This is a genomic window from Oceanimonas pelagia, from assembly GCF_030849025.1.
Taxonomy (GTDB): domain Bacteria; phylum Pseudomonadota; class Gammaproteobacteria; order Enterobacterales; family Aeromonadaceae; genus Oceanimonas; species Oceanimonas pelagia.
Map to the genome: position 1 here is coordinate 698,116 of NZ_CP118224.1, position 22,420 is coordinate 720,535.

The following is a 22,420-nucleotide window of genomic DNA, read 5'->3' on the forward strand; positions in this document are numbered from 1 at the left end:
ATGAGCAATCATCGCAATCTGGCGGAAAATCTGGCTGAAGACGAAGTGTTGCAGTGGGTGACCTTTCGCCTCGACAACGAAACCTACGGCATCAATGTGATGCAGGTGCAGGAGGTGCTGCGCTACAGCGACATCGCGCCGGTGCCCGGCGCCCCCGACTATGTGCTGGGTATCATCAACCTGCGCGGCAACGTGGTCACCGTGCTCGACACCCGGCTGCGCTTTGGCCTGCAGCCCGCCGAGGTCAGTGACAACACCCGCATCGTGATCATCGAGGCGGAAAAGCAGGTCATCGGCATTCTGGTGGACAGCGTGGCCGAGGTGGTTTACCTCAAGTCGTCGGAAATCGAAAGCGCCCCCAATGTGGGCACCAGCGAGAGCGCGCGCTTTATTCAGGGCGTGTGCAACCGGGAGAACGAGCTGCTGATCCTGGTGGATCTCGACAAGCTGCTGTCCGACGACGAGTGGGAAGAGCTGAGCCAGCTCTGATGATCGGCGAAACCGCACTGATCCTGGCGGTGCTGGCGCTGTTGCTGGCCATGGCCGCCATGGGCATCGCCTGGATGATGTGGCGCCGCAGCCAGCGCAAGCTGGAGGCCATGAGCACCCTGATGCGGGAGCTGTCCCGCAGCCGCGACAGTTACCGCAAGCAGCTGGAAGAGCTGCAGGCGGCCAATATCGGCCTGGGCAAAAAGCTCACCGAGCTGGGCCGGCAGCTGGTGAGCCTGCGCGAACAGCAGCAGGAGCTGGCGCTCAAGGATCCCCAGAGCCGGCTCTACAGTCGCGCCGCCCGCATGGTGCAGCTGGGGGCCGACATCGAGGAGATCATGGCCGAGTGTGAAATGCCCCGGGCCGAGGCCGAGTTGTTGCTGTCGCTGCACCGGCAACGGGGCTAATCCCGGCACTGTCACGCCGCACCGAATCGCCTGCAGCAGGGATCCCGGCCCGCGGGCCGGAATAACGGTGCCATCATGTTGTGCACCAGCCTCAAGTTTGTTCCAGCGCAATAAACTCCCGTTAATTCAGCTTCATGGCCCCAAGGGGCGAGTCTGCGCCGGCACCTTGTGCTAGACTGGCGGCCATTTTTGAATGGCCTGAATTCTTACCTATGCTTGAAGCCAACGCCCTGACCTGCGTTCGCGAGGAACGCACCCTGTTCAGCGAGCTGTCGCTTACCGTCTCGCCCGGCGAGCTGGTGCAGATCGCCGGCCCCAACGGCGCCGGCAAGACCAGCCTGCTGCGCCTGCTGGCGGGCCTGTCCCGGCCCTACGGCGGCGAGGTGCTCTGGCAGGGTGAAAACATCGAGCACTGCCGCGACAACTACCATCAGGAACTGTTCTACCTGGGCCACCAGGCCGGCATCAAGCACGAGCTGACCGCCTATGAAAACCTGGCCTTTTTTCGCCGCATGCACCATCAGGGCAGTAACGCCAACCTGTGGGAGGTGCTGGCGCGGGTGGGGCTGGCGGGGCTGGAAGAGCAGTATGCCGGCCAGCTTTCTGCCGGGCAGAAGCGGCGGGTGGCCCTGGCCCGGCTGTGGCTGGGCGGTCCCCAACTGTGGATCCTCGACGAGCCCTTTACCGCCATCGACAAGCACGGCGTCAAGGTGCTGGAACGGCTGTTCCTCGAGCACACCGACGCCGGCGGCATGGTGCTGATCACCACCCATCAGGATCTCAACCTCTGCGCCGACCGGGCGCGCATTCTTCACCTGGCGCCCCCCCGGGAGGACACCCCATGATGCACACCTTTACCGGCGTGGTGCGCCGGGAACTGGTCAGCGCCCTGCGCCGGCGCGCCGACATTCTCAACCCGCTGTGGTTTTTCGTGATCGTCATTACCCTGTTCCCGCTGGGGGTGGGGCCGGAGCCGGCGCTGCTGGCGCGCATCGCCCCCGGCATTGTGTGGGTGGCGGCGCTGCTGGCTTCCCTGCTGGCGCTGGAGCGACTGTTTCGTGACGACTTTATTGACGGCACCCTGGAACAAATGATGCTGATGCCCTGTCCTCTGGGAGTGGTGGTGCTGGCCAAGGTGCTGGCCCACTGGTTGCTGACCGGGCTGCCGCTGCTGCTGCTGTCACCCCTGGTGGCGGTGCTGCTGAGCATGGACATGAGCGGCTTTGCCGGCATGTTCTGGACCCTGCTGTTGGGCACCCCCATTCTCAGCCTGCTGGGCGCCATCGGCGTGGCGCTGACCGTGGGCATCGGCAAGGGCGGTGTGCTGCTCAGCCTGCTGACCCTGCCGCTGTATATTCCGGTGCTGATCTTCGCCACCTCGGCCATCGAAACCGCCGGGCTGGGGCTGCCTTACAGCGGCCAGCTGGCGATACTGGGAGCCATGCTGGCGGGCAGCGTGACCCTGGCGCCCTTTGCCATTGCGGCGGCGCTGCGGGTGAGCGTGAACTAGGCTCGCTTGAAGCCGATCAGGCCGGCAAAGGTTTTTAAAGGGGGCGGATTTGGGGTATCTTAAGCCCGCCCGAACAATGCGTTGTATACAAAAGGTCTTTGAGCAAGATGTGGAAATGGTTACACCCTTACGCCAAATCGGAAGAAGCCTACCGAATTGCCGGCCTGTGGCTGCCCTGGTTTGCCGTGTTCAGCGCGGTCTCCTTTGTAACAGGACTGGCCTGGGGGCTGGCGTTCGCGCCCGCCGATTATCAGCAGGGTGACGCCTTTCGCATCATCTATATTCACGTGCCCGCCGCCATCATGTCGATGGGGGCCTATTCCTCCATGGCGGTGGCCGCTTTTATCGGCCTGGTATGGCAGATAAAAACCGCCGACATGGCGGTGGCGGCCATCGCCCCGGTGGGGGCGGTGTTCACCTTTATTGCCCTGTTTACCGGGGCCGCCTGGGGCAAGCCCATGTGGGGCACCTGGTGGGTGTGGGATGCCCGCCTCACCTCGGAGCTGATCCTGCTGTTCCTTTACCTCGGCGTTATCGCCCTCTACAACGCCATTTCCGACAAGGTGCTGGCGGGCCGTGCCGCCGGCATTCTGGCGCTGGTGGGGGTGATCAACCTGCCGATCATTCACTACTCGGTGGAGTGGTGGAACACCCTGCATCAGGGCGCCACCATCACCAAGTTTGACCGGCCATCCATTTCCAACGACATGCTCTGGCCGCTGCTGATCATGATTTTTGCCTTTATCTGTTTCCTGGGCGCCGTCACCCTGATGCGGCTGCGCAACGAACTGATACGGCGTGAGGCTCATCGCCCATGGGTGCTGAAGCTGGCGGAGGAACATCATGAAATTTGATAGCTGGTCGGCCTTTCTGGCCATGGGTGGCTACGGCTTTTATGTGTGGCTGTCCTTTGCCGTCACCCTGCTCGCCCTGCTGGGGCTGGTGGTGGCCACCATAACAACAAAAAAACGCTTGCTGCGCGAGGTCAGCCAGAAACAGGCCCGGGCTGCCCGACGTGAGGCCGCCCGCAAGTTGGAGAACACCCTATGAACCCCAGACGTAAAAAGCGAATGACCCTGCTGCTGGCCGTGGTGGCCGGGCTGTCGGTAATGATTGGCCTGGTGCTTTATGCCCTGCAGCAGAACATTGACCTCTTCTACACGCCCACCGAGCTGGTGCAGGGCAAGGGCAAGGATCATCTCAAACCCCAGGTGGGGCAGCGTCTGCGCATTGGCGGACTGGTGGTGCCGGGCTCGGTGGAGCGGGATCAGCAAAGCCTCAAGGTCAGCTTTGATCTGGTGGATGCCGGCGGCGAGCAGGTAACGGTACGGTTTGACGGTATTCTGCCGGATCTGTTCCGGGAAGGGCAGGGCATAGTGGCGCAGGGAACCCTGGCCGATGCCCGCACCATCGACGCCTTTGAGGTACTGGCCAAACACGACGAAGAATACATGCCACCGGAGGTGGCGGAAGCGCTCAAGGGAATGGAGCACTTCAAACCCGAATACACGGAGGCGCAGCTGAAGGGTAGCAACCTATGATCCCCGAGCTTGGTCAATTCACCCTGGTGCTGGCGCTGGCCAGTGCCCTGGTGCTGAGCATTTACCCCCTCACCGGGGCCCTTCGCGGCAACACCGCCATGATGCTGCTGGCCCGGCCCCTGGCCTATGCCCAGTTCGGCTTTTTATTCGTGTCGTTTCTGTGCCTGACCTGGGCCTTTGTGGAGCACGACTTTACCGTGCTCTATGTGGCGTCCAACTCCAACAGCCTGCTGCCCCTGGCCTACCGCATTTCGGCGGTATGGGGTGCCCATGAAGGCTCGCTGCTGCTGTGGGTGCTGATCCTGGCGGGCTGGACCGCCGCCGTGGCCCGCTTCAGCCGGGCGCTGCCGCTGGATGCCGTGGCCCGGGTGCTGAGCGTGATGGGCATGATCGCCATCGGCTTTCTGCTGTTTGTGCTGTTTACCTCCAACCCCTTTGAGCGCACCCTGCCGTATTTTCCGGTGGATGGCCGGGATCTGAACCCGCTGCTGCAGGATCCGGGGCTGATTTTCCATCCGCCCATGCTCTACATGGGCTATGTGGGCTTCTCGGTGGCCTTTGCCTTTGCCATTGCCTCGCTGATGACCGGCAAGCTGGATGCTGCCTGGGCCCGCTGGTCCCGGCCCTGGACCATGGCCGCCTGGATTTTCCTGACCTTAGGCATTTCGCTGGGCTCCTGGTGGGCCTATTACGAGCTGGGCTGGGGCGGCTGGTGGTTCTGGGATCCGGTGGAAAACGCCTCCTTTATGCCATGGCTGGCGGGTACTGCCCTTATTCACTCCCTGGCGGTGACCGAAAAACGGGCCAGCTTCAAGGCCTGGACCGTGCTGCTGGCGATCCTGGCGTTTTCGCTCAGCCTGCTGGGTACCTTCCTGGTACGCTCCGGGGTGCTGGTGTCGGTGCATGCCTTTGCCTCCGACCCGACCCGGGGATTGTTTGTGCTCATCTTCCTGCTGCTGGTGGTGGGCTCGTCGCTGCTGCTGTACGCCATCAAGGGCGCCGAGGTACGCAGTCACGGCAAGCACGAGCTGGCCAGCCGGGAGAGCCTGTTGCTGGGCAACAATATCGTGCTGATGGCCGGTCTGGTGGTGGTACTGATTGGTACCCTGCTGCCGCTGGTGCACAAGGAACTGGGGCTGGGCAGCATTTCCATTGGCGCGCCCTTCTTCAACAGCCTGTACGCCTGGCTGATCATTCCCTTTGCCCTGCTGCTGGGGGCGGGGCCGCTGTTCCGCTGGCGCCGCCAGCCGATGAAGGAAGTGAACGGCAAGCTGCTGCTGGCGCTGGTGCTGAGCATGGTGCTGGGCATGGGTCTGCCGGCGCTGTTCGCGGATCACTTCGAGCCCTGGGCGGCGGTGGGCATTGGCCTGGGCGTGTTTATCACCATTACCAGCCTGCAGGAGACCTGGATTCGGGCCACCCACCGCCACTCCTTTTTTACCGGGGTGCGCAAGCTGGGCAACAGCCACTGGGCCATGATCCTGGGGCACATTGGCCTGGCGGTGACCATAGTGGGCATCAGTTGCACCCAGCTCTACAGCATTGAGCGGGACGTGCGCATGAGTGAGGGCGACACCGTCACCTTTGCCGATTACACCTTTACCTTTGAGGGCATTCGCGAGGCCGACGGCCCCAACTACGACGGTTTCAAAGGGGTGATCAGCGTGGCCAAAAACGGCCGGCCGCTGACCGAGCTCAAGGCCGAAAAGCGCATGTACCTGGTGCAGCGCATGTCCATGACCGAGGCCGCCATTGATGCCGGCGTAACCCGGGACCTTTACGCCGCCCTGGGTGAAGAGCTGGACGACGGCGCCTGGGCGGTGCGGCTGTACTACAAGCCCTTTGTGCGCTGGATCTGGTTTGGTGCCCTGCTGATGGCCATTGGCGGCGCCATTGCCATCGTCGACAAGCGTTATCGTTTTGGCCGCAAGCAGACCGTGGAGGCGCAATGAACCGTCGCATTCTGATTTTGTCCATTCCGCTGGTGCTGTTTCTGGCGGCCAGTGTGTTCCTGTACAAGGGGTTGTTTTCCGACCCTACCAAGCTGGAGTCGGTGCTGATCGATCAGCCCGTTCCCGAGTTTACCCTGCAGGATCTGCACGAGCTCGACAAGCAGCACGACAAGAGCATCTTCACCGGCCGGCCCATGCTGCTCAATGTGTGGGCCACCTGGTGTCCCACCTGTTATGCCGAGCACGAATACCTCAACGAGCTGAAGGCCAAAGAGGGCGTCTACATCATCGGCATGAACTACAAGGACGAGCGGGACAAGGCCCTGCGCTGGCTCAGCAACCTGGGCAATCCCTATGCCATCGATCTGTATGACCCCCGCGGCATGCTGGGGCTGGATCTGGGCGTGTATGGCGCCCCCGAGACCTTTCTGATCGACAGCAAAGGGGTCATTCGCTACCGCCATGTGGGGGATGTGAATGCGCAGGTGTGGGAGCAGACTCTCAAACCCATTTTCGAGCAAATGGAGTAAGCCCCCATGTGGATGAAAATGTGGATGCGAACACTGATGCTCACGGCCCTGCTGTGGCTGCCGATGGCCCAGGCGGCCATCGACGTGTATGAGTTTGACGATCCGAAACAGGAAGAAGTGTTCCGCGAACTGCTGCGGGAGCTGCGTTGCCCCAAGTGCCAGAACCAGGATATTGCCGACTCCAACGCTGAACTGGCCAAGGATCTGCGCGACAAGACCCACCAGATGTTGCAGCAGGGCAGCAGCAAGCAGGAGGTCATCGACTACATGGTGGCCCGCTACGGCAACTTCATTCTTTACAAGCCGCCGGTGATGCCCTCCACCCTGATCCTCTGGGCCGGTCCGGTACTGGTGCTGGTGATCGGCGCCCTGGTGGTGCTGATGCGCACCCGCAAGAAGTCTGCCACTGCCCACGGCGAGGCCCTCAGCGACGAGGAAAAGCAACGCCTCGACCGCCTGCTGAACAAGAACAAAGAGAGCTGACATGACAGTATTCTGGATCCTCAGCGCCGCCTTGGTGGCGCTGCTGGCGGTAGTGATTGTGCTGCCGCTGACCCGAGGCCGGGCCGAGTCGAGCCAAAGCCGCAATGAACTCAATACCCGGCTCTATCGCCAGCGTCTGAAAGAGCTGGAGCAGGACAGCGAACTGGGCCTGCTGGAAGACGATGAGGCGCTGCAGCAGGAGCTGCAGAAAAGCCTGCTGGACGATGTGGTGAGCGACGAGCCCGTGGCCCGCCGCGGCCGCAGCCCGCTGGTGCTGATTTCCGCCCTGGCGCTGGTGGTGCTGGTGAGCTACGGCGTGTACTGGCAACTGGGCGCGCACCGCCAGGTGGCGGAATGGCAGCGGGTGGCCGCCGAGCTGCCGGAGTTGTCCCGCCATGTGCTCATTCAGCCCGACGAAACCGTGACCGATCAGGACGTACGCGAGCTGATGCTGGCGCTGCGCACCCGGCTGCACCAGGACGGCGATGACTACCGCGGCTGGCTGCTGCTGGGCCGGCTGGCACTGGAGCTGCGCGACGGGGAAACCGCCCGCGATGCCCTGGAAAAGGCGCTGAACCTGACCGACGAGCCCGATGCGGTACGCGTGCCCTATGCCGAGGCCCTGGCCATGACCGGCGAAAGCCTGCGCGCCGAGCGGCTGGTGCGGGACGTGCTGACCCGCCAGCCCGGTAATCTGGAAGCCTGGTCGGTATTTGCCTTTATGGCGTTGCAGCAGAGTGATTACGGTCTGGCCATTGCCCGCTGGCAGCAAATGCTGGAGATCATGCCTGCCGACAACCCGCGCTACGCCATGGTGCAGCGCTCCATCGCCTTTGCCGAGCAGCAGCTGACGGGCAGCGAGCAGGCGCCGGTCACCGGGCCACGCTACCAGGTGGAGATCAACACGGCCAGCAGTGTGCCTTATCACCCGGGGGCTGTGCTGTTCGTGTTTGCGGTGGATGCCAACGGCGGCGACATGCCCCTGGCCGCCCGGCGTATTGAGCAGCCATCCTTTCCCATGAGCATTACCCTGACCAACGCCGACGCCATGGTGCCCGAGAACAACCTGAGCAGCCGTGAGGCGGTGATCATCAAGGCGCGCATTGCCCCCAGCGGCAACGTGACCGACGCCACCGATGCCTGGGAAGGACGCAGTGGTGTGCTTGCCACCGATGCTGACAGCCAGCTGAGTGTGCTGATCGACACGCCCCTGTAAATTGCGGCTGGCCGTGATGGCCGGCCCTCGGTAGTATTAGGGTCTGTTGACCATAAAGGTCAACAGACCCTAATTTTTCGATAACAACAACAATGAGCGACTGATGATGTGGCATCGAGTGCTGATGCCCGCCGCCGGTATATTGCTGACCGGCTGCGCGGCACACCAGGGCGTGAAGCAGGAGCGGGTGAACGATCCCTTTTCGCCGGCCGTTCCGGCGGACTACGCCAAATCCACCGCGGCCGATCCCCGGGATCCCTTTGAGCCGGTAAACCGGGCCAGCTGGGTGATCAACTACGACATCGCGGATCCTTACGTGGTGCGCCCGGCGGCCCATGCCTATGCCGACTATGTGCCCCGTTCGGTGCGGGTGGGCATTCAGAACGTGGTGCTCAACCTGGAAGAGCCGGCCAGCTTTGTGAACCACCTGGTCACCGGGGACTTTCCGGGGGCGGGCACCAACCTGGTGCGCTTTGGCATGAACAGCACGGTCGGGGTGCTGGGCTACTTCGATGTGGCGAGCAGATTTTCGTTTGAGCCCAGATCCAAGGACTTCGGCCAGGTGCTGGGGCAGATGGGCGTGGGCGACGGCCCCTACCTGATGATCCCCCTGATGGGGCCGACCACCCTGCGCCAGTTGTCCGGCGACATGGTGGACAGCCTGTACTTTCCCTACGATGTCATGACCTTTGCCATGCGCACCGGCAAATGGGTGATGGACGGCCTGTATCAGCGCAGCGAGCTCATCGAGCGGGAAGCCATTATCGACAATTCCCTCGATCCCTACGGCCTGACCCGGGATCTGTATCTGCAGTACCAGGACGCCAAGGTGGGTAAGGACTTCGAACCCGCCTCGGATGAAGAGCTGGACGCCTTTATGGACGAAATCGACGGCTAGCCGAAAACCAGGGGATTGGGGAATAGGGACTGGTATGGCCTGAAACCTCCGTCACTCCGGGCTTGCCCCGGAGTCTATGGCTGGTCGAATGGTCGCCCGCAGAATGGATTCCGGCCTTCGCCGGAATGACACTTTATTTTTTCCATCTCAGTGCCGCCAGCAGCCGTTTGTACCAGGGCGGTGAAAAGCGGCGGCTGTGCTCGGCGGCGAACAGCGCCTTTTGCAGGGCGCCGGGGCTGGGCCGGTAACCGTAATGCTGCTGCCAGCTGGTGGCCACTTCGTCCAGGATCAGCCGGCACTGGTGATCATACAGGGTATTGTAATCGTAAGACGGCGGGCTTCGCCGGTAATCCACACCGTAGTGATCCAGAATGCGTCGCAGGGCGGCGACCAGCTCCCGGTATTCGTGTTCGTTCATGGCCATGTCGGCTCCTTATGTATGCTCATTATAGATGTGACCCGCCCGCGGCTCTTTTCTGCGCACTTGGCACTCCGGCACCAAAATAACGGCCATTTGCACCATCCCGGGCTTTGCAAGCCCGGCCAGCCTTGGTATGGTGAAGGTGGTTGCGTAAAAGAGAAATAGTCATAAGTCAAACACGAGTGACCTTTTCTTTTTATTTGGTTGTAAGAAAAAGTTTACAGTGAGGATGTCATCATGCAGAAAGACACATTGAACAATATTCATATTCAGTCCGAGAAGGTGATGATCACCCCGGCCGAGCTCAAGGAAAAACTGCCCATCTCCCGGGGGGCTCTCGACTTCATCGGCCAGGCCCGGCAGACCATCTCGAATATTGTTCATCGCAAGGATCACCGCCTGCTGGTGATCTGCGGCCCCTGTTCCATTCATGACATCGATGCAGCCAAAGAGTACGCAACCCGCCTCAAAAAACTGCATGATGAATACAGTGACAGCCTTTATATCGTGATGCGCGTCTATTTTGAAAAGCCGCGCACTACGGTGGGATGGAAAGGCTTTATCAATGATCCTCACCTGGACGGCAGCTTTGACATCGAACTCGGTCTGCACAAGGCCCGTGAGTTGCTGTGCTGGCTGGCCGAGCTGGAATTGCCCCTGGCCACCGAGGCACTGGATCCCATCAGTCCGCAATACCTGGCCGAGCTGTTTTCCTGGTCCGCCATCGGCGCCCGCACCACCGAATCCCAGACCCACCGGGAAATGGCCTCGGGCCTGTCGATGCCGGTGGGCTTCAAGAACGGCACCGACGGCAACCTGGGCACCGCCATCAATGCCATGAAGGCGGCCGCCGAGCCCCATGCCTTTATGGGCATCAACCAGGAAGGCCAGGTGGCGCTGCTGGTGACCCAGGGCAACCCCGACGGCCATGTGATCCTGCGCGGCGGCAAGCACCCCAACTACGACTCGGTGAACATCGCCCTGGCGGAAAAGGCCATGACCGCCGCCGGCCTGACGCCGCGGCTGGTGGTGGACTGCAGCCACGGCAATTCCAACAAGGACTACAGCCTGCAGCCCCTGGTCACCGAAAACGTGGTACACCAAATTCAGGAAGGCAACCGCTCCATTCTGGGCATCATGCTGGAATCCCACCTGTTTGAGGGCAATCAGTCCAGCGAGCAGCCGGTATGCGACATGCAGTACGGTGTGTCCATTACCGATGCCTGCATCGGCTGGGATACCACCGCCGAGCTGCTGGCACGTTGCCACAAGCAATTGTCGGCGGCGCTCAAGGCCCGGGTGGCCTGAGGCCGCGACTGTCGGTTTCGAGCTTAAACAGGCATAATGAAAAGGCGCCGGGCTTGGCCCGGCGCCTTAATTCTGGGATGGAATCAATGGTAGATGAACTCAAGATCCTGCGGGATCAAATCGATGAAGTCGATCAGCAGCTGGTGGAGCTGTTTGCCAAGCGACTGAAGCTGGTGGCCAGTGTGGGCGAAGTCAAAAGCCGCAACGGCGTGCCCATTTACGCCCCCGACCGGGAAGCGGACATGCTGGCCCGGCGCCGGGCCGAGGCCGAGGCCCGGGGGGTACCGCCGGATTTGATTGAAGACGTGCTGCGCCGGTTCATGCGCGAATCCTACGCCAGTGAAAAAGATACCGGCTTCAAGTGTGTGAATCCGGCCTTGCGCAAGGCGGTGGTGATTGGCGGCGGCGGCCAGCTGGGCGGTCTGTTTGCCCACCTGCTGACGCTGTCCGGCTATCGCGTCGAGGTGCTGGAGAAGGACGACTGGGCCAGTGCCGAGACCCTGCTGGCCGACGCCGGCCTAGTGATGATTGCCGTGCCCATCGATCAGACGGTGGCGGTGATTGAACGCCTGCCGGCCCTGCGCGAAGACTGTTTGCTGGTGGATCTGACCAGCGTCAAGAGTGAGCCGCTGGCGGCCATGCTCAAGGCGCACGCCGGCCCGGTACTGGGGCTGCACCCCATGTTCGGGCCCGATGTCTCCAGCCTGGCCAAGCAGGTGATTATTCATTGCGACGGCCGCGGCGCCGAGCGGTATGAATGGCTGCTGGCACAGATCCGCATCTGGGGGGCCCGGCTGCAGGCGGTGCCCGCCGAGGAGCATGACGAGGCCATGAGCCTGGTGCAGGCCCTGCGTCATTTCACCAGCTTTGCCTATGGTGCTCATCTGTGTGCCGAAGGGGCCGATCTGGCCCAGCTGCTGCGCCTGAGCTCGCCCATCTACCGGCTGGAGCTGGCCATGGTGGGACGCTTGTTTGCCCAGGATCCGGCACTGTACGCCGACATTATTCTGTCGTCGCCCCGTAACCTGGCGATGATCCGGCGTTATCATAGCCGCTTCGGCGAATTGCTGGAACAACTGGAAAGCGGTCAGCGCACCGCCTTTGTGCGTCAGTTCGAGGCTGTAAGCGCGTTCTTCGGCGAGTATGCCGACACCTTCCTCAAGGAAAGCCGCCTGCTGCTGGCCCAGGCCAACGACAGCCGCCATTACGCGGACTGAGGTAGCTCGCAGGAGTGAGAAGCCGGGCCATGCCCGGCATGACGGACAACAAAAAGCCCGGCCAGCTGGCCGGGCTTTTTACGTCTGCTCCGCGTTATTTAACCGCGATACAGGCTGCGGGCCAGCCGTGCCAGGGCGGAGTCGTCAACGCTCACATCCAGGCAGAAACCGCCGACGCCGGCGGCATTGAGCGCCTCGCCCAGGCGGGGCAGGGTGGCGGCATCGCCGCCGAGGCGGCTGACCAGGGGCAGGTGGGTCTGGTTGTTCAGCTCCAGCAGGCGTGCCAGGGGCAGGGCCTGGCTGTCCAGCAAGGCCAGTTGCTGGTTGCCCTGTTGCAGAATACGCTGGGCCAGGCTCAGGCTGTGCTCCGGAGTGCCGGCAAGCTCCAGCAGCAGAGGCCGGGTGCAGCGACCGGCGGCGCTGATCAGCTCCTCGTTGCCGGCGGCCTCGGCGCCCAGCAGCAGCAGATCCACCGACTCGGCGGCCCTGTGCACCTGCTCGGCACTGCCGACCCGGGTCATGGCGGCCAGATCAAAGCGGGCGGCGGTGGTGTGCAGCTGCTGCAAGCGCTCGAGCCCCTGCTCCACGTTCACGTTGGCGAAGCAGTCCAGGGCCAGCACCTGGCCACCCTGCTCTTTGATATGGCGGGCCGCTTCATGCAGCCGGGTCTCGCCGGGCCAGCCGGCCAGTTCGGCGATCAGCAGGGGCTCGTCACCGCCCAGGGTGAAGGGGCCAACCTGCACCTGGGTGTTGTCGGCCTTGTAATGGCGGCTGTAGCGCACCGGTTCGGCGTTGTCGCCGCGCCGGGGCTGGTTCAGCAGCCGCGCCGGAATGCGGGTGGGCGCCACTTCGGCACTGGGATAGCAGCCCAGCACCTTGATAAAGCGGGTAATGCGGCCCAGCTCCTTCATGGCGGCCTGCATGCCATCGCTGTTGACGTTGGCGGCCACATCCACATAGAACATTTCTTCCCAGGGGTTGCCGATAATGGGGCGCGACTCCAGCCGGGTCATGGTAATGCCGTGGTTGCGCAGCACCAGCAGGGCTTCCACCAGGGCGCCGCTCTGCTGGCCGGTAGACATGATAAAGCTGGTCTTGGCGGGGATCTGCTCCGCCACCTCAATGGGCTTGCGCGCCACCACGATAAAGCGGGTCATGTTCTGCTTCTGGTTGGCCAGGCCTTCCACCAGGGGCTTGAGACCGTGCAGCTCGCCGCCGTCGGCGCTGCCCAGGGCGGCCACGTCGGGGCGGTTCAGGCGTGCCACCTGCTCCATGGCGTTGGACGAGGCGGCGCAGAATTTCACCTCCAGCTCGCCCAGCCGGCTCAGGTACTGGGAGCACTGCTGGTAGGGCTGGGAGTGGGTGTAAAGGGTCTTGATGTGCTCAACGCGGGTGTCGGTGGCCACCAGCAGGCAGTGTTCAATGGGCTGGGTCAGCTCGCCCACAATGGACAGGCTGGTATGCTGCATCAGATCGAACACGTCGTTGATGGAGCCGGAGCTGGTGTTTTCAATGGGCAGAATGCCGTACTGGGCCTGGCCCGATTCCACGGTTTCAACGATTTGCTGAAAGGTGTCGCAGTTGTGCTCCACCAGCGGCGCCTGAAAGCGGGACAGGTATTTGCGCGCCGCCATGTTGGAGTAGGAGCCCTTGAGGCCGAGAAAGGCCACGCTGATGGCGGGCACCTGGTCCTGGGGATTGAGCAGATCTTGCAGCAGTGCCTGCTGGGACAGCACCGAATCCTCGATAATGGTGTGAAAGACGCGGGTAACAAAGTAGGCGTCCAGGCCGAGCCGGCGCCCCTGGTTGACCAGCTCCACCAGCAGGGCCTGCTCCCGCTGCTGATCGCGAATGGGGCGCGGGTTTTCCAGTTTGGAGCGGGCCACGTCCAGGCTCAGTGCCTTGCGCTGGGCCAGCAGGCTGAGCAGCTCCCGGTCCAGGCGGGTGATTTTGCTTCGTATCTCGTCCAGATTCATGAATAGGGCTTCCTTCCTCGCCAGACTGCGCGTGAATAAAAAAAGCCTCCCGGTGGGGAGGCTTGGCTGTTCGTCTTTCGCTTGTTTCTCGCCAGACCCGTGCCTCCCGGACTCAGGATGCAAAAAACAAGCGAAAGAAAAACAGGTGTACCGGCATGCTGGATGGCTCTCGATTAACGCAATCCATAGAAATACTGAAAAGCAGCGGTGCTGGCAAGCCTTTTCCCGGCTTTTTGCCCCATTGATGCAAAAAAGCGGCGAAATCGCCGCTTTGCAAAAAATTCGAGAGGGAGCGAAGGTTATTCTTCTTCAACCACCGGCTGGGCAGCCTGGGCGCGTTGGGCCAGGGGCTTTTCCGCGTAGCGGGTCAACTGGCGCTCCAGCTTGTGGCCCAGTTCATTGATGGCGGCGTAGAGGTTTTCGTCTTCCGCCTGGGCGAACAGGGTTTCACCGGGCAGGCCGGCACTGGCTTCCACCTGATAGTTCAGACCTTCCTTCTGAATCATGACATGGGGGTTAATCAGCGCAATCTGGCGCCGGTTGAGCTTCTCGAAGCGACTTTCAATCCGTTCACGAATGGCGGGAGTGATGTCGATAACATGGCTGGAAATGGCAATGGACATAAAAGACCCCCTGATGTTTTTGTTTACTTGCCGCAATGGCCTGCAATGGCGTGTTGCGTTTGGATGACGGTTTCAGATTACCCCCTTCGCAGATTCGTGTTGTGAGCTGGATCAAGTAAACAGAGTTGGCCCTGAATGAAACCGGTTTACAGAGTCCGGCTATTCGGTCGGGCGCCCGGTGACTCCCTGTGTCCGAGGCGATAAAAGAATTTTCCGTCCCCCATTGGCAGCCCTGTCGCCATTTCTTACGATAGCGTCATGACAGGGGCGCAGGAGAGACAAGCGTGTTCAAACGGGTAGGATTGGGAATGTTGTTACTGAGCCTGGGGCTGGCCGCCCAGGCATCGCCCCAGCGGGAGCAATACCGCCAGGCGGAGCAGGCCCTGGTGCAGGGCAAAACCGGCGAATACCGCCAGCTGCGGCAGGGGCTCGACGGCTACCCGCTGGTTTCCTACCTGGATTACCGTTATCTGGCCGACCGGCTGAAAGACATCGGCATCAAGGACGTGCGCGGCTTTATGGTCCGCTATCCCGACTCCCTGCTGGCCGACCGGCTGGAGCGGCAGTACCTGTTCCGGCTGGCCCGGGATCAGCGCTGGCAGGAATTTCTTGCCCTTTACCCCGAATTGCCCAACAGCACCGAGCTGCAGTGCGCCCATTACCGGGCCAAGTGGGCCACCGGCCACCAGGCCGAAGCCGTCAAGGGGGCCGAGCGGCTGTGGTTGTACGGCCGCTCCCGTCCCGATGCCTGCGAGCCCCTGTTCAATGCCTGGAAGGCCCAGGGCGGGCTGAATGATGAACAGGTATGGCAGCGCATGCTGCTGGCCTATGAGTCCGGTCAGAGTGGCCTGCTCAAATACCTGTCCGGCCTGCTGGGCGGTGCGGCCCGGCAAAGCGGCGAGTTGCTGGTGGCGCTGGATCGTAATCCCGCCCTGGTGGCCGAAAGCGAGCGCTTCAGCGCCACCAACCCTCGTCATCAGGCCGCCATGGCGGTGGCGCTGGCGCGTCTGGCGGATCGGGACCCGGGCCTGGCCATGACCCTGTATCCCCGTTACCAGCGAGCCCCCGGGCTGACTTCGCTGCAGGTGGCCGAGGTGGAGCGCAGCCTGGCCCGGCGGCTGATGTTCAACCGCACTCGGGAATACCGCGGCTGGCTCGACCGGCGCCTGCCCGAAATCGGCACTGACGCCCTGTTTGAGCTGCGTGCCCGGCTGGCCATCTGGGAGCAGGACTGGCGTCATCTGGTGGACTGGATAGACAGGTTGCCGGCGAGTGAGCAGAACAGCAGCCGCTGGCAATACTGGCGCGGACGGGCGCTGGCAAGCACCGGCAAGCAGGCGGCGGCAGACGCGGCCTGGGCCAGGGCTGCCGGCGAACGGGATTATTACGGCTTTCTTGCGGCCCAGCGCAGCCAGCGGCCGTTCTCCCTCAATCGTCAGGCGCCGCCTGCGGCACCCGACTGGCAGCAGGCGGTGACGCGCTGGCCCGCGGTGGCGCGAGTGGCGGAATGGCTGGCGCTGGGCAACAAGGCGGCGGCGCGCAGCGAGTGGTATCACCTGCTGGGGCGGGTCAGCGAGGCCGAGCAACTGGCGCTGGGGGCGCTGGCGCTGGAGCGGGGCTGGCACGACAAGTCGATTCTGGCCAGCATTCGCGCTCAGGCCTGGGATCAACTGGAGCTGCGTTTTCCGGTGGTGTACCGGGAGGTGTTTCGCGGCCAGGCCGCCCGCCTCAATCTCGAGGAGGCCACGCTGTTTGCCATCGCCCGTCAGGAAAGTGCCTTTTATGAGCAGGCCCGTTCGCCGGTGGGCGCCGGCGGCCTGATGCAGCTGATGCCGGCCACTGCCCGGGAAACCGCGCGCAAGCATGGCATCAGCGGTTATCGCCGGGCGGACGATGTGTATGTGCCCGAAGTTAATGTGCAGCTTGGCGCCAGTTACTTCAAGGAGCTGCTGGAGCGCTACCAGGGCAACCGTATTCCCGCCATTGCCGCCTATAACGCCGGTCCCGGTCGCATCAACCGCTGGCTTGAAGACAGCGCCAGCCGCCCGCTGGATGTGTGGGTGGAAAACATTCCCTACAAGGAAACGCGGGGTTATGTGCAGAACGTGCTGGCATATTCGGTGATTTACCAGGATATGCTGGGCAAGAAAAAGACCTTTGTCACGCCGCTGGAGCTGGGATATGTCTACTGAGCGAAGCCTGGCCATACTCGGGCTGGGCTGGCTGGGCGAGCCGCTGGCCCGCACCCTGCTGGAGTCGGGCTGGCGCGTGTGCGGCACCAGCCGCGACGCCGGCAAGGCCGGGCGGCTGGAGCAGGCCGGCATTGCCACCCGGCTGTGGGACTTCAACACGCCGTTGCCGGCCCGCTGGCCCGATGAACTGACGGCCGGCACCCTGCTGCTGTGTGTGCCGCCGGGCAAGGTGGCAGACTACCCGAATACCCTGGGCCAGCTGGCCCGGCTGGCGGTGAACGGGGGAGTGCAGCGGGTGATTTTTACCAGCGCCACTTCCGTGTATGCCGGCACGGGGGTGAAAACCGAGGTCGATGCCGCCCCCGACGGCCCTCGGGGCGAGCGTATGCTGGCCGCCGAGCGGGCGGTGCAGGCCTGTGGCGCCCGCAGTGTGCTGATCCTGCGCCTGTCCGGCCTGGTGGGCGGCAGCCGGGAGCCCGGTCGTTTTTTGTCGGGAAAGCGCTTTGACGGCGGTGATGAGCCGGTCAACCTGGTGGCACTGGAGGATTTGCTGCGCCTTCTGCCCGCCCTGCTGGAGCGCAACGACTGGCCGGCGGTGCTCAACGTCAGCGCCCCCCATCATCCGCACCGCTGCGACTTCTACGGTGAGGCGGCCCGGTTGCAGGGGCTGCCGCCGCCCGAGTTCAGCGGCGGCGGCGAGGGCAAAATCATAGACGGCAGTGCCCTGTGTCGCTGGCTGGGGCTGGAATATACGGTGACCGACTGGTTTCGGTGGCTGGCGGCGCGCCGGCCCCAAGCCTGAGCGGAGCGGCAATTGCCGGCGGCAACAAGGCGGTCTATGATGCCGGCTTTCCGTACGACACAACATAGAGAAGTGCAATCATGAGCGAACCACAAAGTCCCCGCGGAGACCTGCTGTTGCGCACCATGGCCATGCCCGCCGACACCAATGCCAACGGTGACATTTTTGGCGGCTGGATCATGTCGCAGATGGATCTGGGAGGCAGTCTGCTGGCCAATGAAATCGCCCTGGGCCGAGTATGCACCGTGGCGGTAGACAAAATGGTGTTCGCCCGCCCGGTGCAGGTGGGCGACGTGATTTGCTGTTACGGCGAGCTGGTCAGGGTGGGCCGAAGCTCCATTACCATCAAGGTGGAGGTCTGGGTCAAGCCGGTGCTGACACCGGAAAATGGCCCGCGCTACCCGGTGGCCGGGGCCGAGTTTGTTTACGTGGCCATTGACGAGAACGGACGCCCCCGTGCGGTTGCAGGGCGCGACTAAAACGCTGCTGCTGGGGGCCGCGCTGGCCCTCGGCGGTTGTCTGGAAGTGCCCGAGCGGGCCTTGTTGAGCAATGCCTTCGCGCCCACCGCCGACTGTCTTTATCCTTCCCTGACGCCATTCCGGCCCTTGCCCGCGCGCTTTTCAGTGCTGACCTGGAACATATACAAGCAGCAGGGAGAGTGGCAGCCGGAGCTGGCCCGCTGGGCCGATGGCACCGACCTGCTGTTGCTGCAGGAGGCCAGTGGCCGCGAGCGGCTGTATGGCTGGCTGAATGAGCGCGACCTGACCTGGTTTCAGGCCGCCGCCTTTGAGTGGCAGCGGCTGCCCACCGGGGTACTGACCGCCAGCCGGGGCAAGGCCGCTCAGATCTGCGCCGAGCGCATTACCGAGCCGGCCACCCGCATCCCCAAGTCGCTGCTGATCAGTCGCTATCCGGTGCGGGGAGCGGCGGAGCAACTGCTGGTGGTGAACCTGCATGCGGTGAATTTTTCCCTGCGCGGGCGCACCTATCAGGCTCAGCTCGATATGATCAGCCGGGCGCTGAGCGGTCATCACGGCCCGGTGATCGTGGCCGGCGACTTTAATCGCTGGAACGCCCGTCGCCAGCGCCTGCTGCAGCGGTGGGCGGAGCAGGAGGGGCTGAGCGAGGCGCTGCCCACGCCGGACGTGCGCACCCGTTTCTGGGGATATCCGCTCGATGCCATCTATTACCGGGGGCTGACCCTGGAGCAGGCCGAGAGCATGCTGTCTCACGCTTCGGATCATGCTCCGCTGAAAGCGGTATTCAGCGTTCCGTCGCGGTAATATGGGGATACAACAAAAAAGGAGCCGAAAAGGCTCCCTTTTGCATTGAGCGGGTAACAACTCAGCCGGAGTTGGCGGCCACAATCAGTTGCTGGCCGGCACGCAGCATGTGCCGGTTGCTGAGCCGGTTCCAGCGCAGCAGATCGGCGATGCTGACGCTGAAGCGGCTGGCGATCACCGACAGCGAGTCGCCGGCCTGCACGCGGTAGGTGCCCTGCTCGCTGCCGGCGCGGGACGGGGCCGGAGCGGCGGAGCTGGGCACCAGCAGGGTCTGGCCAATGCGAATGGTGTTGCCACTCAGGTTGTTGGCCTGCTTCAGCGCCAGCACCTGGGTGCCGTAACGGCGAGCGATTATGCCCAGGCTGTCGCCCCCCTTGACCCGGTAGCGCTGATAGTTCCGGCGCTCTTCGGCGGGCAGGTCGGCCATGGCCAGCTCAAAGTTTTCGGCATGGCGCACCGGCACCAGAATTTCGGTCTCGATCAGCGGCGAGGTGGCGGTATGCCTGAACGCCGGGTTCAGCTCTTTCAGCTGGCTGCGGCTGACCCCGGCCAGATCCGCCGCCATGTTCAGATCCACCTGTCCTTCCACCGTGACCGCCGCCACCTGAGGGCGGTTGGGCAGGGCGGGCACGTCCATGCCGTAGTGATCGGGCTGCTTGAGAATATCGGCCAGGGCCATGAGCTTGGGCACATAGTTCTGGGTTTCCTTGGGCAGCGACAATGACCAGTAGTCGGTCGGCTTGCCGTGGCGACGGTTGGCGCGAATGGCCCGCTGCACCCGGCCTTCGCCCGAGTTGTAGGCGGCCAGGGCGTGGGTCCAGTTGCCGTCAAAGAACTTGTGCAGATATTCCAGATAGTCGAGGGCCGCACGGGTCGAGGCCATGATGTCGTAACGACCGTCATACCAGCTGTCGTAGTGCAGGCCAAAGTTTTTGCCGGTGCCCTTCAGCATCTGCCACAGGCCGGCGGCATGACCGTGGGAATAGGCCCGGGGATCAAAGGTGCTTTCCACCACCGGCAACAGCGCCAGCTCCATCGGCATGTCCCGCTTTTCTATCTCTTCCTTGATGAGATAGAGAAACGGTCTGGCCCGTTCGGAGACGGCGCGCATGTAGTCCGGCTGCTTCAGGTACCACTTGCGCTGGGCCACCACCCGGGGGTGGTCGGCGGGAATGTCCAGCATCATGTCGTCGGCGATGGCCTGCCACAGATCCTGCTGGCGGGCTTCCCCCCGTTGCTGCTGCGGGCCTTCATCGGAGGAATGGCGGCTGTCGCGGCTGGCGGCCCTGAGGGCGCGGTAGTTACCTGATTTGGGGTACAGCGGCTGGCTTGTTTGCTCTTCGGCGCTGTTCTGGTGGCCATGGGGCTGGCGCGCCGAATCGGTCGATACCGCCTGGCAGCCAGCCAGGAGCAAGGCACCGGATAAAAGGCAAAGTCTTATCATTGTGTCTGCTTCTCTGAAAAACGGCGGCCAGTGTATGCTTTGTGAGCAGCTTAATCAAGTTCGTTAAAAATGGTCCTTCCAGCGCCGAAGTGCGGCGAACACTTGACAGTCTTCGTTTAACTCCTCCATTGCCTGCAGTTGTGCGGTGGCCCGAACCGCCGGCTCGGCGGTGCGCAGGAACACATTGACGGCTTTTTCACGGCCAATGCTCGAGGGCAGGGTGGGCACATCCTGCTGGCGCAATTTGGCCACTTCCTTCATGTAATTCAGCAGCGCCGGGTTGTCGGGCTCCACCGCATGGCAGAAGGCCAGGTTGGCCTGAGTGTATTCGTGGGCGCAATACACCCGCGTGTCGTCGGGCAGGGCGGCCAGCCGGCCGAGGGAGTGATGCATCTGCTCGGGCGTGCCTTCAAACAGCCGGCCGCAGCCGCCGGAAAACAGGGTGTCGCCGCAAAACAGCATGCCGTTACCGTAGTAGGCGATGTGCCCGAGGGTGTGGCCCGGGACGGACAATACTTGCAGCTCAAGCGCCAGCCCCGGCAGCGCCACGCTGTCGCCGTCCGCCAGGGCGGTGGCGCCGGGCGCGGGCAGGCGTTCACCGGCGGGAGCATACAGGCTGGCCTCGGGCCAGGCGGCCAGCAGCTCGCGCACGCCGCCGGTGTGATCCTGATGGTGGTGGGTGATCAGAATGGCAACCAGCTCCAGGTTGCGCTCGGCCAGCGCGGCGCTGACCGGGGCGGCATCGCCCGGATCGATCACGGCGGCCTGGCGGCCATTGCCAATCAGCCAGATATAGTTATCGTTAAAGGCACGTAGCGAAATGACGTTCATCGTTGAGTACACCCTTGGCATAAACAGAATGCCAAAGCTTAACAGAGGGATCATGAACACAGCCAGCAAGACACCGCCGCCGGCCCCGGACAGCTGGCGCGCGCTGCCCCGGGGCGCTTACATTGCCGAACAGCTGCAACAGCGCCTGGATCGCTGGGCCCCGGGGCTGTTTGGTTTTACCCTGCTCAAGGTGGACGCCCTGAGCGCGGCGCTGTCGCTGGAAGGCAGCCGGCTGCGCCAGGGAGTGGTCATGGCCCGGGCCGAGCAGGAAGGAGTGGATCTGATTGGCGATGCCACCGCCATGCCCTTTGCCCCGGGCAGCCTGGACGCCTGTCTGCTGGCCCATGTGCTCGATTACAGCGAGCATCCCCATGCCATCTTGCGGGAAACCGAGGTGGTATTGCGGGATGACGGCTGGCTGGTGCTGACCGGCTTCAATCCCTACGGCAGTGCCGGCTGGGCCCGCTGGCTGCCGGGCTGGCGCCGGCGGTTGCCGGGCTGGCGCCATATGCTGGCCCCGGCCCGGGTGGAAGACTGGCTGAAATTGCTGGGGTTTGAAGTGATCGAGCGGGACTATATCGGCTTTACCAATATCATGCCCTGGCTGGACCGCTGGCAGCGCCGCCGTTGCCCGCATTTCTGTCCGTCGCCGGCGGCGGTGTATATCGTGCTGGCGCGCAAGCGCCGTTTTCCGCTGACGCCGGTGCGGGAGCGCCAGCGGGTGGCGGTTCCGGTCACCCGGCCGGAAATGGCCCGTCAGCGGGAATAGCCTTCGTCTTCCTGATGGCAGGCCGGGTTCAGGGCCGCTTCCCGGGCCAGATCGTCGCAGCGTTCGTTTTCCGGATGGCCGGTATGGCCGCGCACCCAGTGCCACTGCACCCGGTGGCGCTGGCAGAGTTCGTCCAGCTGCTGCCACAAATCGGCGTTTTTCACCGGGGTTTTGGCGGCGGTGCGCCAGTTGTTGCGTTTCCAGCCGTGAATCCACTGGGTGATGCCCTGGCGCACATACTGGCTGTCGGTGGTCAGCTCCACCGCGCAATCGTGGCTCAGGGTTTCCAGCCCCTTGATGGCGGCCATCAGTTCCATGCGGTTGTTGGTGGTCAGCCGGTAGCCGCCGCTCAGCTCCTTGCGGTGCTGCTTGTAAATCAGCACGGCGCCGTAGCCGCCGGGGCCCGGGTTGCCGAGGCAGGAGCCGTCGGTAAATAGCTGAACCTGTTTCATGGTGTTGCCCGTTCGGTAAATGCAGTGAAGGGCGCAGTCTGCCACAGGCGGCGGTGACGGAGCCAGTCCGGCGGG

The 22,420-nt window shown here is 63.2% G+C and carries 24 protein-coding genes, 1 pseudogene and 1 other annotated feature; of the genes and pseudogenes, 19 read left to right on the plus strand and 6 right to left on the minus strand.

Annotated features, from left to right (window positions below; genetic code table 11):
• The 12 genes from PU634_RS03240 (at nucleotide 1) to PU634_RS03295 (ending at nucleotide 9,026) form a co-directional block, all read left to right on the plus strand.
• On the plus strand, nucleotides 1-489 hold the full coding sequence (locus PU634_RS03240; RefSeq protein ID WP_306762637.1) for a chemotaxis protein CheW: 489 nt from the start codon (nucleotides 1-3) through the stop codon (nucleotides 487-489).
• Nucleotides 489-896, plus strand: a complete 408-nt coding sequence (locus PU634_RS03245) for a DUF2802 domain-containing protein (RefSeq protein WP_306762638.1) — start codon at nucleotides 489-491, stop codon at nucleotides 894-896. The genes PU634_RS03240 and PU634_RS03245 overlap by 1 nt, the downstream gene beginning before the upstream one ends.
• Nucleotides 897-1,108: 212 nt before the next feature.
• A complete protein-coding gene (ccmA, locus tag PU634_RS03250; protein WP_306762639.1) occupies nucleotides 1,109-1,741 on the plus strand; it encodes a cytochrome c biogenesis heme-transporting ATPase CcmA in 633 nt (210 codons plus the stop codon).
• Nucleotides 1,738-2,406, plus strand: coding sequence for a heme exporter protein CcmB (ccmB, locus tag PU634_RS03255; protein WP_306077640.1), 669 nt, complete (start codon nucleotides 1,738-1,740; stop codon nucleotides 2,404-2,406). The genes ccmA and ccmB overlap by 4 nt, the downstream gene beginning before the upstream one ends.
• Nucleotides 2,407-2,513: 107 nt before the next feature.
• Complete coding sequence (locus PU634_RS03260) at nucleotides 2,514-3,260, plus strand: heme ABC transporter permease (RefSeq protein WP_306762640.1); 747 nt, start codon at nucleotides 2,514-2,516, stop codon at nucleotides 3,258-3,260.
• On the plus strand, nucleotides 3,250-3,456 hold the full coding sequence (gene ccmD, locus PU634_RS03265) for a heme exporter protein CcmD (RefSeq protein WP_306077642.1): 207 nt from the start codon (nucleotides 3,250-3,252) through the stop codon (nucleotides 3,454-3,456). The genes PU634_RS03260 and ccmD overlap by 11 nt, the downstream gene beginning before the upstream one ends.
• Nucleotides 3,453-3,947, plus strand: coding sequence for a cytochrome c maturation protein CcmE (gene ccmE, locus PU634_RS03270; protein WP_306762641.1), 495 nt, complete (start codon nucleotides 3,453-3,455; stop codon nucleotides 3,945-3,947). Before ccmD ends, ccmE begins: the two co-directional genes overlap by 4 nt.
• The gene (locus PU634_RS03275) at nucleotides 3,944-5,899 is read left to right on the plus strand and encodes a heme lyase CcmF/NrfE family subunit (protein ID WP_306762642.1); all 1,956 of its coding nucleotides are present in this window, start codon (nucleotides 3,944-3,946) and stop codon (nucleotides 5,897-5,899) included. The genes ccmE and PU634_RS03275 overlap by 4 nt, the downstream gene beginning before the upstream one ends.
• Entirely contained in the window at nucleotides 5,896-6,429 is a 534-nt protein-coding gene (locus PU634_RS03280; protein ID WP_306762643.1) for a DsbE family thiol:disulfide interchange protein, read from the plus strand. Before PU634_RS03275 ends, PU634_RS03280 begins: the two co-directional genes overlap by 4 nt.
• Nucleotides 6,430-6,441: 12 nt before the next feature.
• A complete protein-coding gene (locus PU634_RS03285) occupies nucleotides 6,442-6,912 on the plus strand; it encodes a cytochrome c-type biogenesis protein (protein ID WP_306763653.1) in 471 nt (156 codons plus the stop codon).
• Between the two features lies 1 nt (nucleotide 6,913).
• Nucleotides 6,914-8,128, plus strand: a complete 1,215-nt coding sequence (gene ccmI / locus PU634_RS03290) for a c-type cytochrome biogenesis protein CcmI (RefSeq protein WP_306762644.1) — start codon at nucleotides 6,914-6,916, stop codon at nucleotides 8,126-8,128.
• Nucleotides 8,129-8,234: 106 nt separating this feature from the next.
• A complete protein-coding gene (locus PU634_RS03295) occupies nucleotides 8,235-9,026 on the plus strand; it encodes an MlaA family lipoprotein (protein WP_306763654.1) in 792 nt (263 codons plus the stop codon).
• A gap of 133 nt (nucleotides 9,027-9,159) precedes the next feature.
• Here PU634_RS03295 and PU634_RS03300 read toward each other — a convergent pair whose 3' ends face one another.
• A complete protein-coding gene (locus tag PU634_RS03300) occupies nucleotides 9,160-9,450 on the minus strand; it encodes a hypothetical protein (RefSeq protein WP_306762645.1) in 291 nt (96 codons plus the stop codon).
• A gap of 234 nt (nucleotides 9,451-9,684) precedes the next feature.
• Here PU634_RS03300 and PU634_RS03305 point away from each other — a divergent pair, with 234 nt between their 5' ends.
• Nucleotides 9,685-10,755, plus strand: a complete 1,071-nt coding sequence (locus PU634_RS03305; protein WP_306762646.1) for a 3-deoxy-7-phosphoheptulonate synthase — start codon at nucleotides 9,685-9,687, stop codon at nucleotides 10,753-10,755.
• An 86-nt stretch (nucleotides 10,756-10,841) separates the two neighbouring features.
• Complete coding sequence (gene tyrA, locus PU634_RS03310) at nucleotides 10,842-11,972, plus strand: bifunctional chorismate mutase/prephenate dehydrogenase (protein ID WP_306762647.1); 1,131 nt, start codon at nucleotides 10,842-10,844, stop codon at nucleotides 11,970-11,972.
• A gap of 815 nt (nucleotides 11,973-12,787) precedes the next feature.
• Here tyrA and PU634_RS03315 read toward each other — a convergent pair.
• Together PU634_RS03315 and hpf are read right to left on the minus strand one after the other, a co-directional pair.
• Nucleotides 12,788-13,948 (minus strand): annotated as a pseudogene (locus PU634_RS03315) (chorismate mutase); the annotation flags it as partial.
• Between the two features lie 35 nt (nucleotides 13,949-13,983).
• Nucleotides 13,984-14,106: a sequence feature (Phe leader region), on the minus strand.
• Between the two features lie 141 nt (nucleotides 14,107-14,247).
• Nucleotides 14,248-14,571 carry a ribosome hibernation-promoting factor, HPF/YfiA family gene (gene hpf / locus PU634_RS03320; protein WP_306762648.1) on the minus strand — a complete coding sequence of 108 codons (324 nt, stop codon included), beginning with the start codon at nucleotides 14,569-14,571 and terminating at the stop codon, nucleotides 14,248-14,250.
• Between the two features lie 308 nt (nucleotides 14,572-14,879).
• On the opposite strand from hpf, the gene PU634_RS03325 reads away from it, so the two are divergent.
• The 4 genes from PU634_RS03325 (at nucleotide 14,880) to PU634_RS03340 (ending at nucleotide 18,849) form a co-directional block, all read left to right on the plus strand.
• Nucleotides 14,880-16,763 carry a transglycosylase SLT domain-containing protein gene (locus PU634_RS03325; protein WP_306762649.1) on the plus strand — a complete coding sequence of 628 codons (1,884 nt, stop codon included), beginning with the start codon at nucleotides 14,880-14,882 and terminating at the stop codon, nucleotides 16,761-16,763.
• The gene (locus PU634_RS03330) at nucleotides 16,753-17,565 is read left to right on the plus strand and encodes a Rossmann-fold NAD(P)-binding domain-containing protein (RefSeq protein WP_306762650.1); all 813 of its coding nucleotides are present in this window, start codon (nucleotides 16,753-16,755) and stop codon (nucleotides 17,563-17,565) included. Before PU634_RS03325 ends, PU634_RS03330 begins: the two co-directional genes overlap by 11 nt.
• Nucleotides 17,566-17,645: 80 nt before the next feature.
• Nucleotides 17,646-18,044 (plus strand): acyl-CoA thioester hydrolase YciA, encoded by a 399-nt coding sequence (yciA, locus tag PU634_RS03335; protein ID WP_306762651.1) that lies wholly within the window; start codon nucleotides 17,646-17,648, stop codon nucleotides 18,042-18,044.
• A complete protein-coding gene (locus PU634_RS03340; protein ID WP_306762652.1) occupies nucleotides 18,022-18,849 on the plus strand; it encodes an endonuclease/exonuclease/phosphatase family protein in 828 nt (275 codons plus the stop codon). Before yciA ends, PU634_RS03340 begins: the two co-directional genes overlap by 23 nt.
• Nucleotides 18,850-18,910: 61 nt before the next feature.
• On the opposite strand, the gene PU634_RS03345 is transcribed toward PU634_RS03340, so the two are convergent.
• Together PU634_RS03345 and gloB are read right to left on the minus strand one after the other, a co-directional pair.
• The gene (locus tag PU634_RS03345; RefSeq protein WP_306762653.1) at nucleotides 18,911-20,293 is read right to left on the minus strand and encodes a LysM peptidoglycan-binding domain-containing protein; all 1,383 of its coding nucleotides are present in this window, start codon (nucleotides 20,291-20,293) and stop codon (nucleotides 18,911-18,913) included.
• A 63-nt stretch (nucleotides 20,294-20,356) separates the two neighbouring features.
• Nucleotides 20,357-21,124, minus strand: a complete 768-nt coding sequence (gene gloB / locus PU634_RS03350; RefSeq protein ID WP_306762654.1) for a hydroxyacylglutathione hydrolase — start codon at nucleotides 21,122-21,124, stop codon at nucleotides 20,357-20,359.
• A gap of 52 nt (nucleotides 21,125-21,176) precedes the next feature.
• Here gloB and PU634_RS03355 point away from each other — a divergent pair, with 52 nt between their 5' ends.
• Nucleotides 21,177-21,893, plus strand: a complete 717-nt coding sequence (locus tag PU634_RS03355) for a class I SAM-dependent methyltransferase (protein WP_306762655.1) — start codon at nucleotides 21,177-21,179, stop codon at nucleotides 21,891-21,893.
• Here the strand turns inward: PU634_RS03355 and rnhA are convergent.
• Nucleotides 21,881-22,345 (minus strand): ribonuclease HI, encoded by a 465-nt coding sequence (rnhA, locus tag PU634_RS03360; protein ID WP_306762656.1) that lies wholly within the window; start codon nucleotides 22,343-22,345, stop codon nucleotides 21,881-21,883. The genes PU634_RS03355 and rnhA overlap by 13 nt on opposite strands.
• Nucleotides 22,346-22,420 lie beyond the last annotated feature (75 nt).

Bases quoted from the DNA above. Each gene is read 5' to 3' on its own strand.
- yciA (WP_306762651.1), top strand. From the start codon at position 17,646: ATGAGCGAACCACAAAGTCCCCGCGGAGACCTGCTGTTGCGCACCATG.
- PU634_RS03305 (WP_306762646.1), top strand. From the start codon at position 9,685: ATGCAGAAAGACACATTGAACAATATTCATATTCAGTCCGAGAAGGTG.
- ccmB (WP_306077640.1), top strand. From the start codon at position 1,738: ATGATGCACACCTTTACCGGCGTGGTGCGCCGGGAACTGGTCAGCGCC.
- PU634_RS03330 (WP_306762650.1), top strand. From the start codon at position 16,753: ATGTCTACTGAGCGAAGCCTGGCCATACTCGGGCTGGGCTGGCTGGGC.
- PU634_RS03275 (WP_306762642.1), top strand. From the start codon at position 3,944: ATGATCCCCGAGCTTGGTCAATTCACCCTGGTGCTGGCGCTGGCCAGT.
- PU634_RS03280 (WP_306762643.1), top strand. From the start codon at position 5,896: ATGAACCGTCGCATTCTGATTTTGTCCATTCCGCTGGTGCTGTTTCTG.
- PU634_RS03260 (WP_306762640.1), top strand. From the start codon at position 2,514: ATGTGGAAATGGTTACACCCTTACGCCAAATCGGAAGAAGCCTACCGA.
- PU634_RS03245 (WP_306762638.1), top strand. From the start codon at position 489: ATGATCGGCGAAACCGCACTGATCCTGGCGGTGCTGGCGCTGTTGCTG.
- ccmA (WP_306762639.1), top strand. From the start codon at position 1,109: ATGCTTGAAGCCAACGCCCTGACCTGCGTTCGCGAGGAACGCACCCTG.
- PU634_RS03240 (WP_306762637.1), top strand. From the start codon at position 1: ATGAGCAATCATCGCAATCTGGCGGAAAATCTGGCTGAAGACGAAGTG.
- ccmD (WP_306077642.1), top strand. From the start codon at position 3,250: ATGAAATTTGATAGCTGGTCGGCCTTTCTGGCCATGGGTGGCTACGGC.
- hpf (WP_306762648.1), bottom strand. From the start codon at position 14,571: ATGTCCATTGCCATTTCCAGCCATGTTATCGACATCACTCCCGCCATT.
- ccmE (WP_306762641.1), top strand. From the start codon at position 3,453: ATGAACCCCAGACGTAAAAAGCGAATGACCCTGCTGCTGGCCGTGGTG.
- gloB (WP_306762654.1), bottom strand. From the start codon at position 21,124: ATGAACGTCATTTCGCTACGTGCCTTTAACGATAACTATATCTGGCTG.
- rnhA (WP_306762656.1), bottom strand. From the start codon at position 22,345: ATGAAACAGGTTCAGCTATTTACCGACGGCTCCTGCCTCGGCAACCCG.
- PU634_RS03300 (WP_306762645.1), bottom strand. From the start codon at position 9,450: ATGGCCATGAACGAACACGAATACCGGGAGCTGGTCGCCGCCCTGCGA.
- PU634_RS03325 (WP_306762649.1), top strand. From the start codon at position 14,880: ATGTTGTTACTGAGCCTGGGGCTGGCCGCCCAGGCATCGCCCCAGCGG.
- PU634_RS03285 (WP_306763653.1), top strand. From the start codon at position 6,442: ATGAAAATGTGGATGCGAACACTGATGCTCACGGCCCTGCTGTGGCTG.
- PU634_RS03355 (WP_306762655.1), top strand. From the start codon at position 21,177: ATGAACACAGCCAGCAAGACACCGCCGCCGGCCCCGGACAGCTGGCGC.
- tyrA (WP_306762647.1), top strand. From the start codon at position 10,842: ATGGTAGATGAACTCAAGATCCTGCGGGATCAAATCGATGAAGTCGAT.
- PU634_RS03345 (WP_306762653.1), bottom strand. From the start codon at position 20,293: ATGATAAGACTTTGCCTTTTATCCGGTGCCTTGCTCCTGGCTGGCTGC.
- PU634_RS03295 (WP_306763654.1), top strand. From the start codon at position 8,235: ATGTGGCATCGAGTGCTGATGCCCGCCGCCGGTATATTGCTGACCGGC.
- ccmI (WP_306762644.1), top strand. From the start codon at position 6,914: ATGACAGTATTCTGGATCCTCAGCGCCGCCTTGGTGGCGCTGCTGGCG.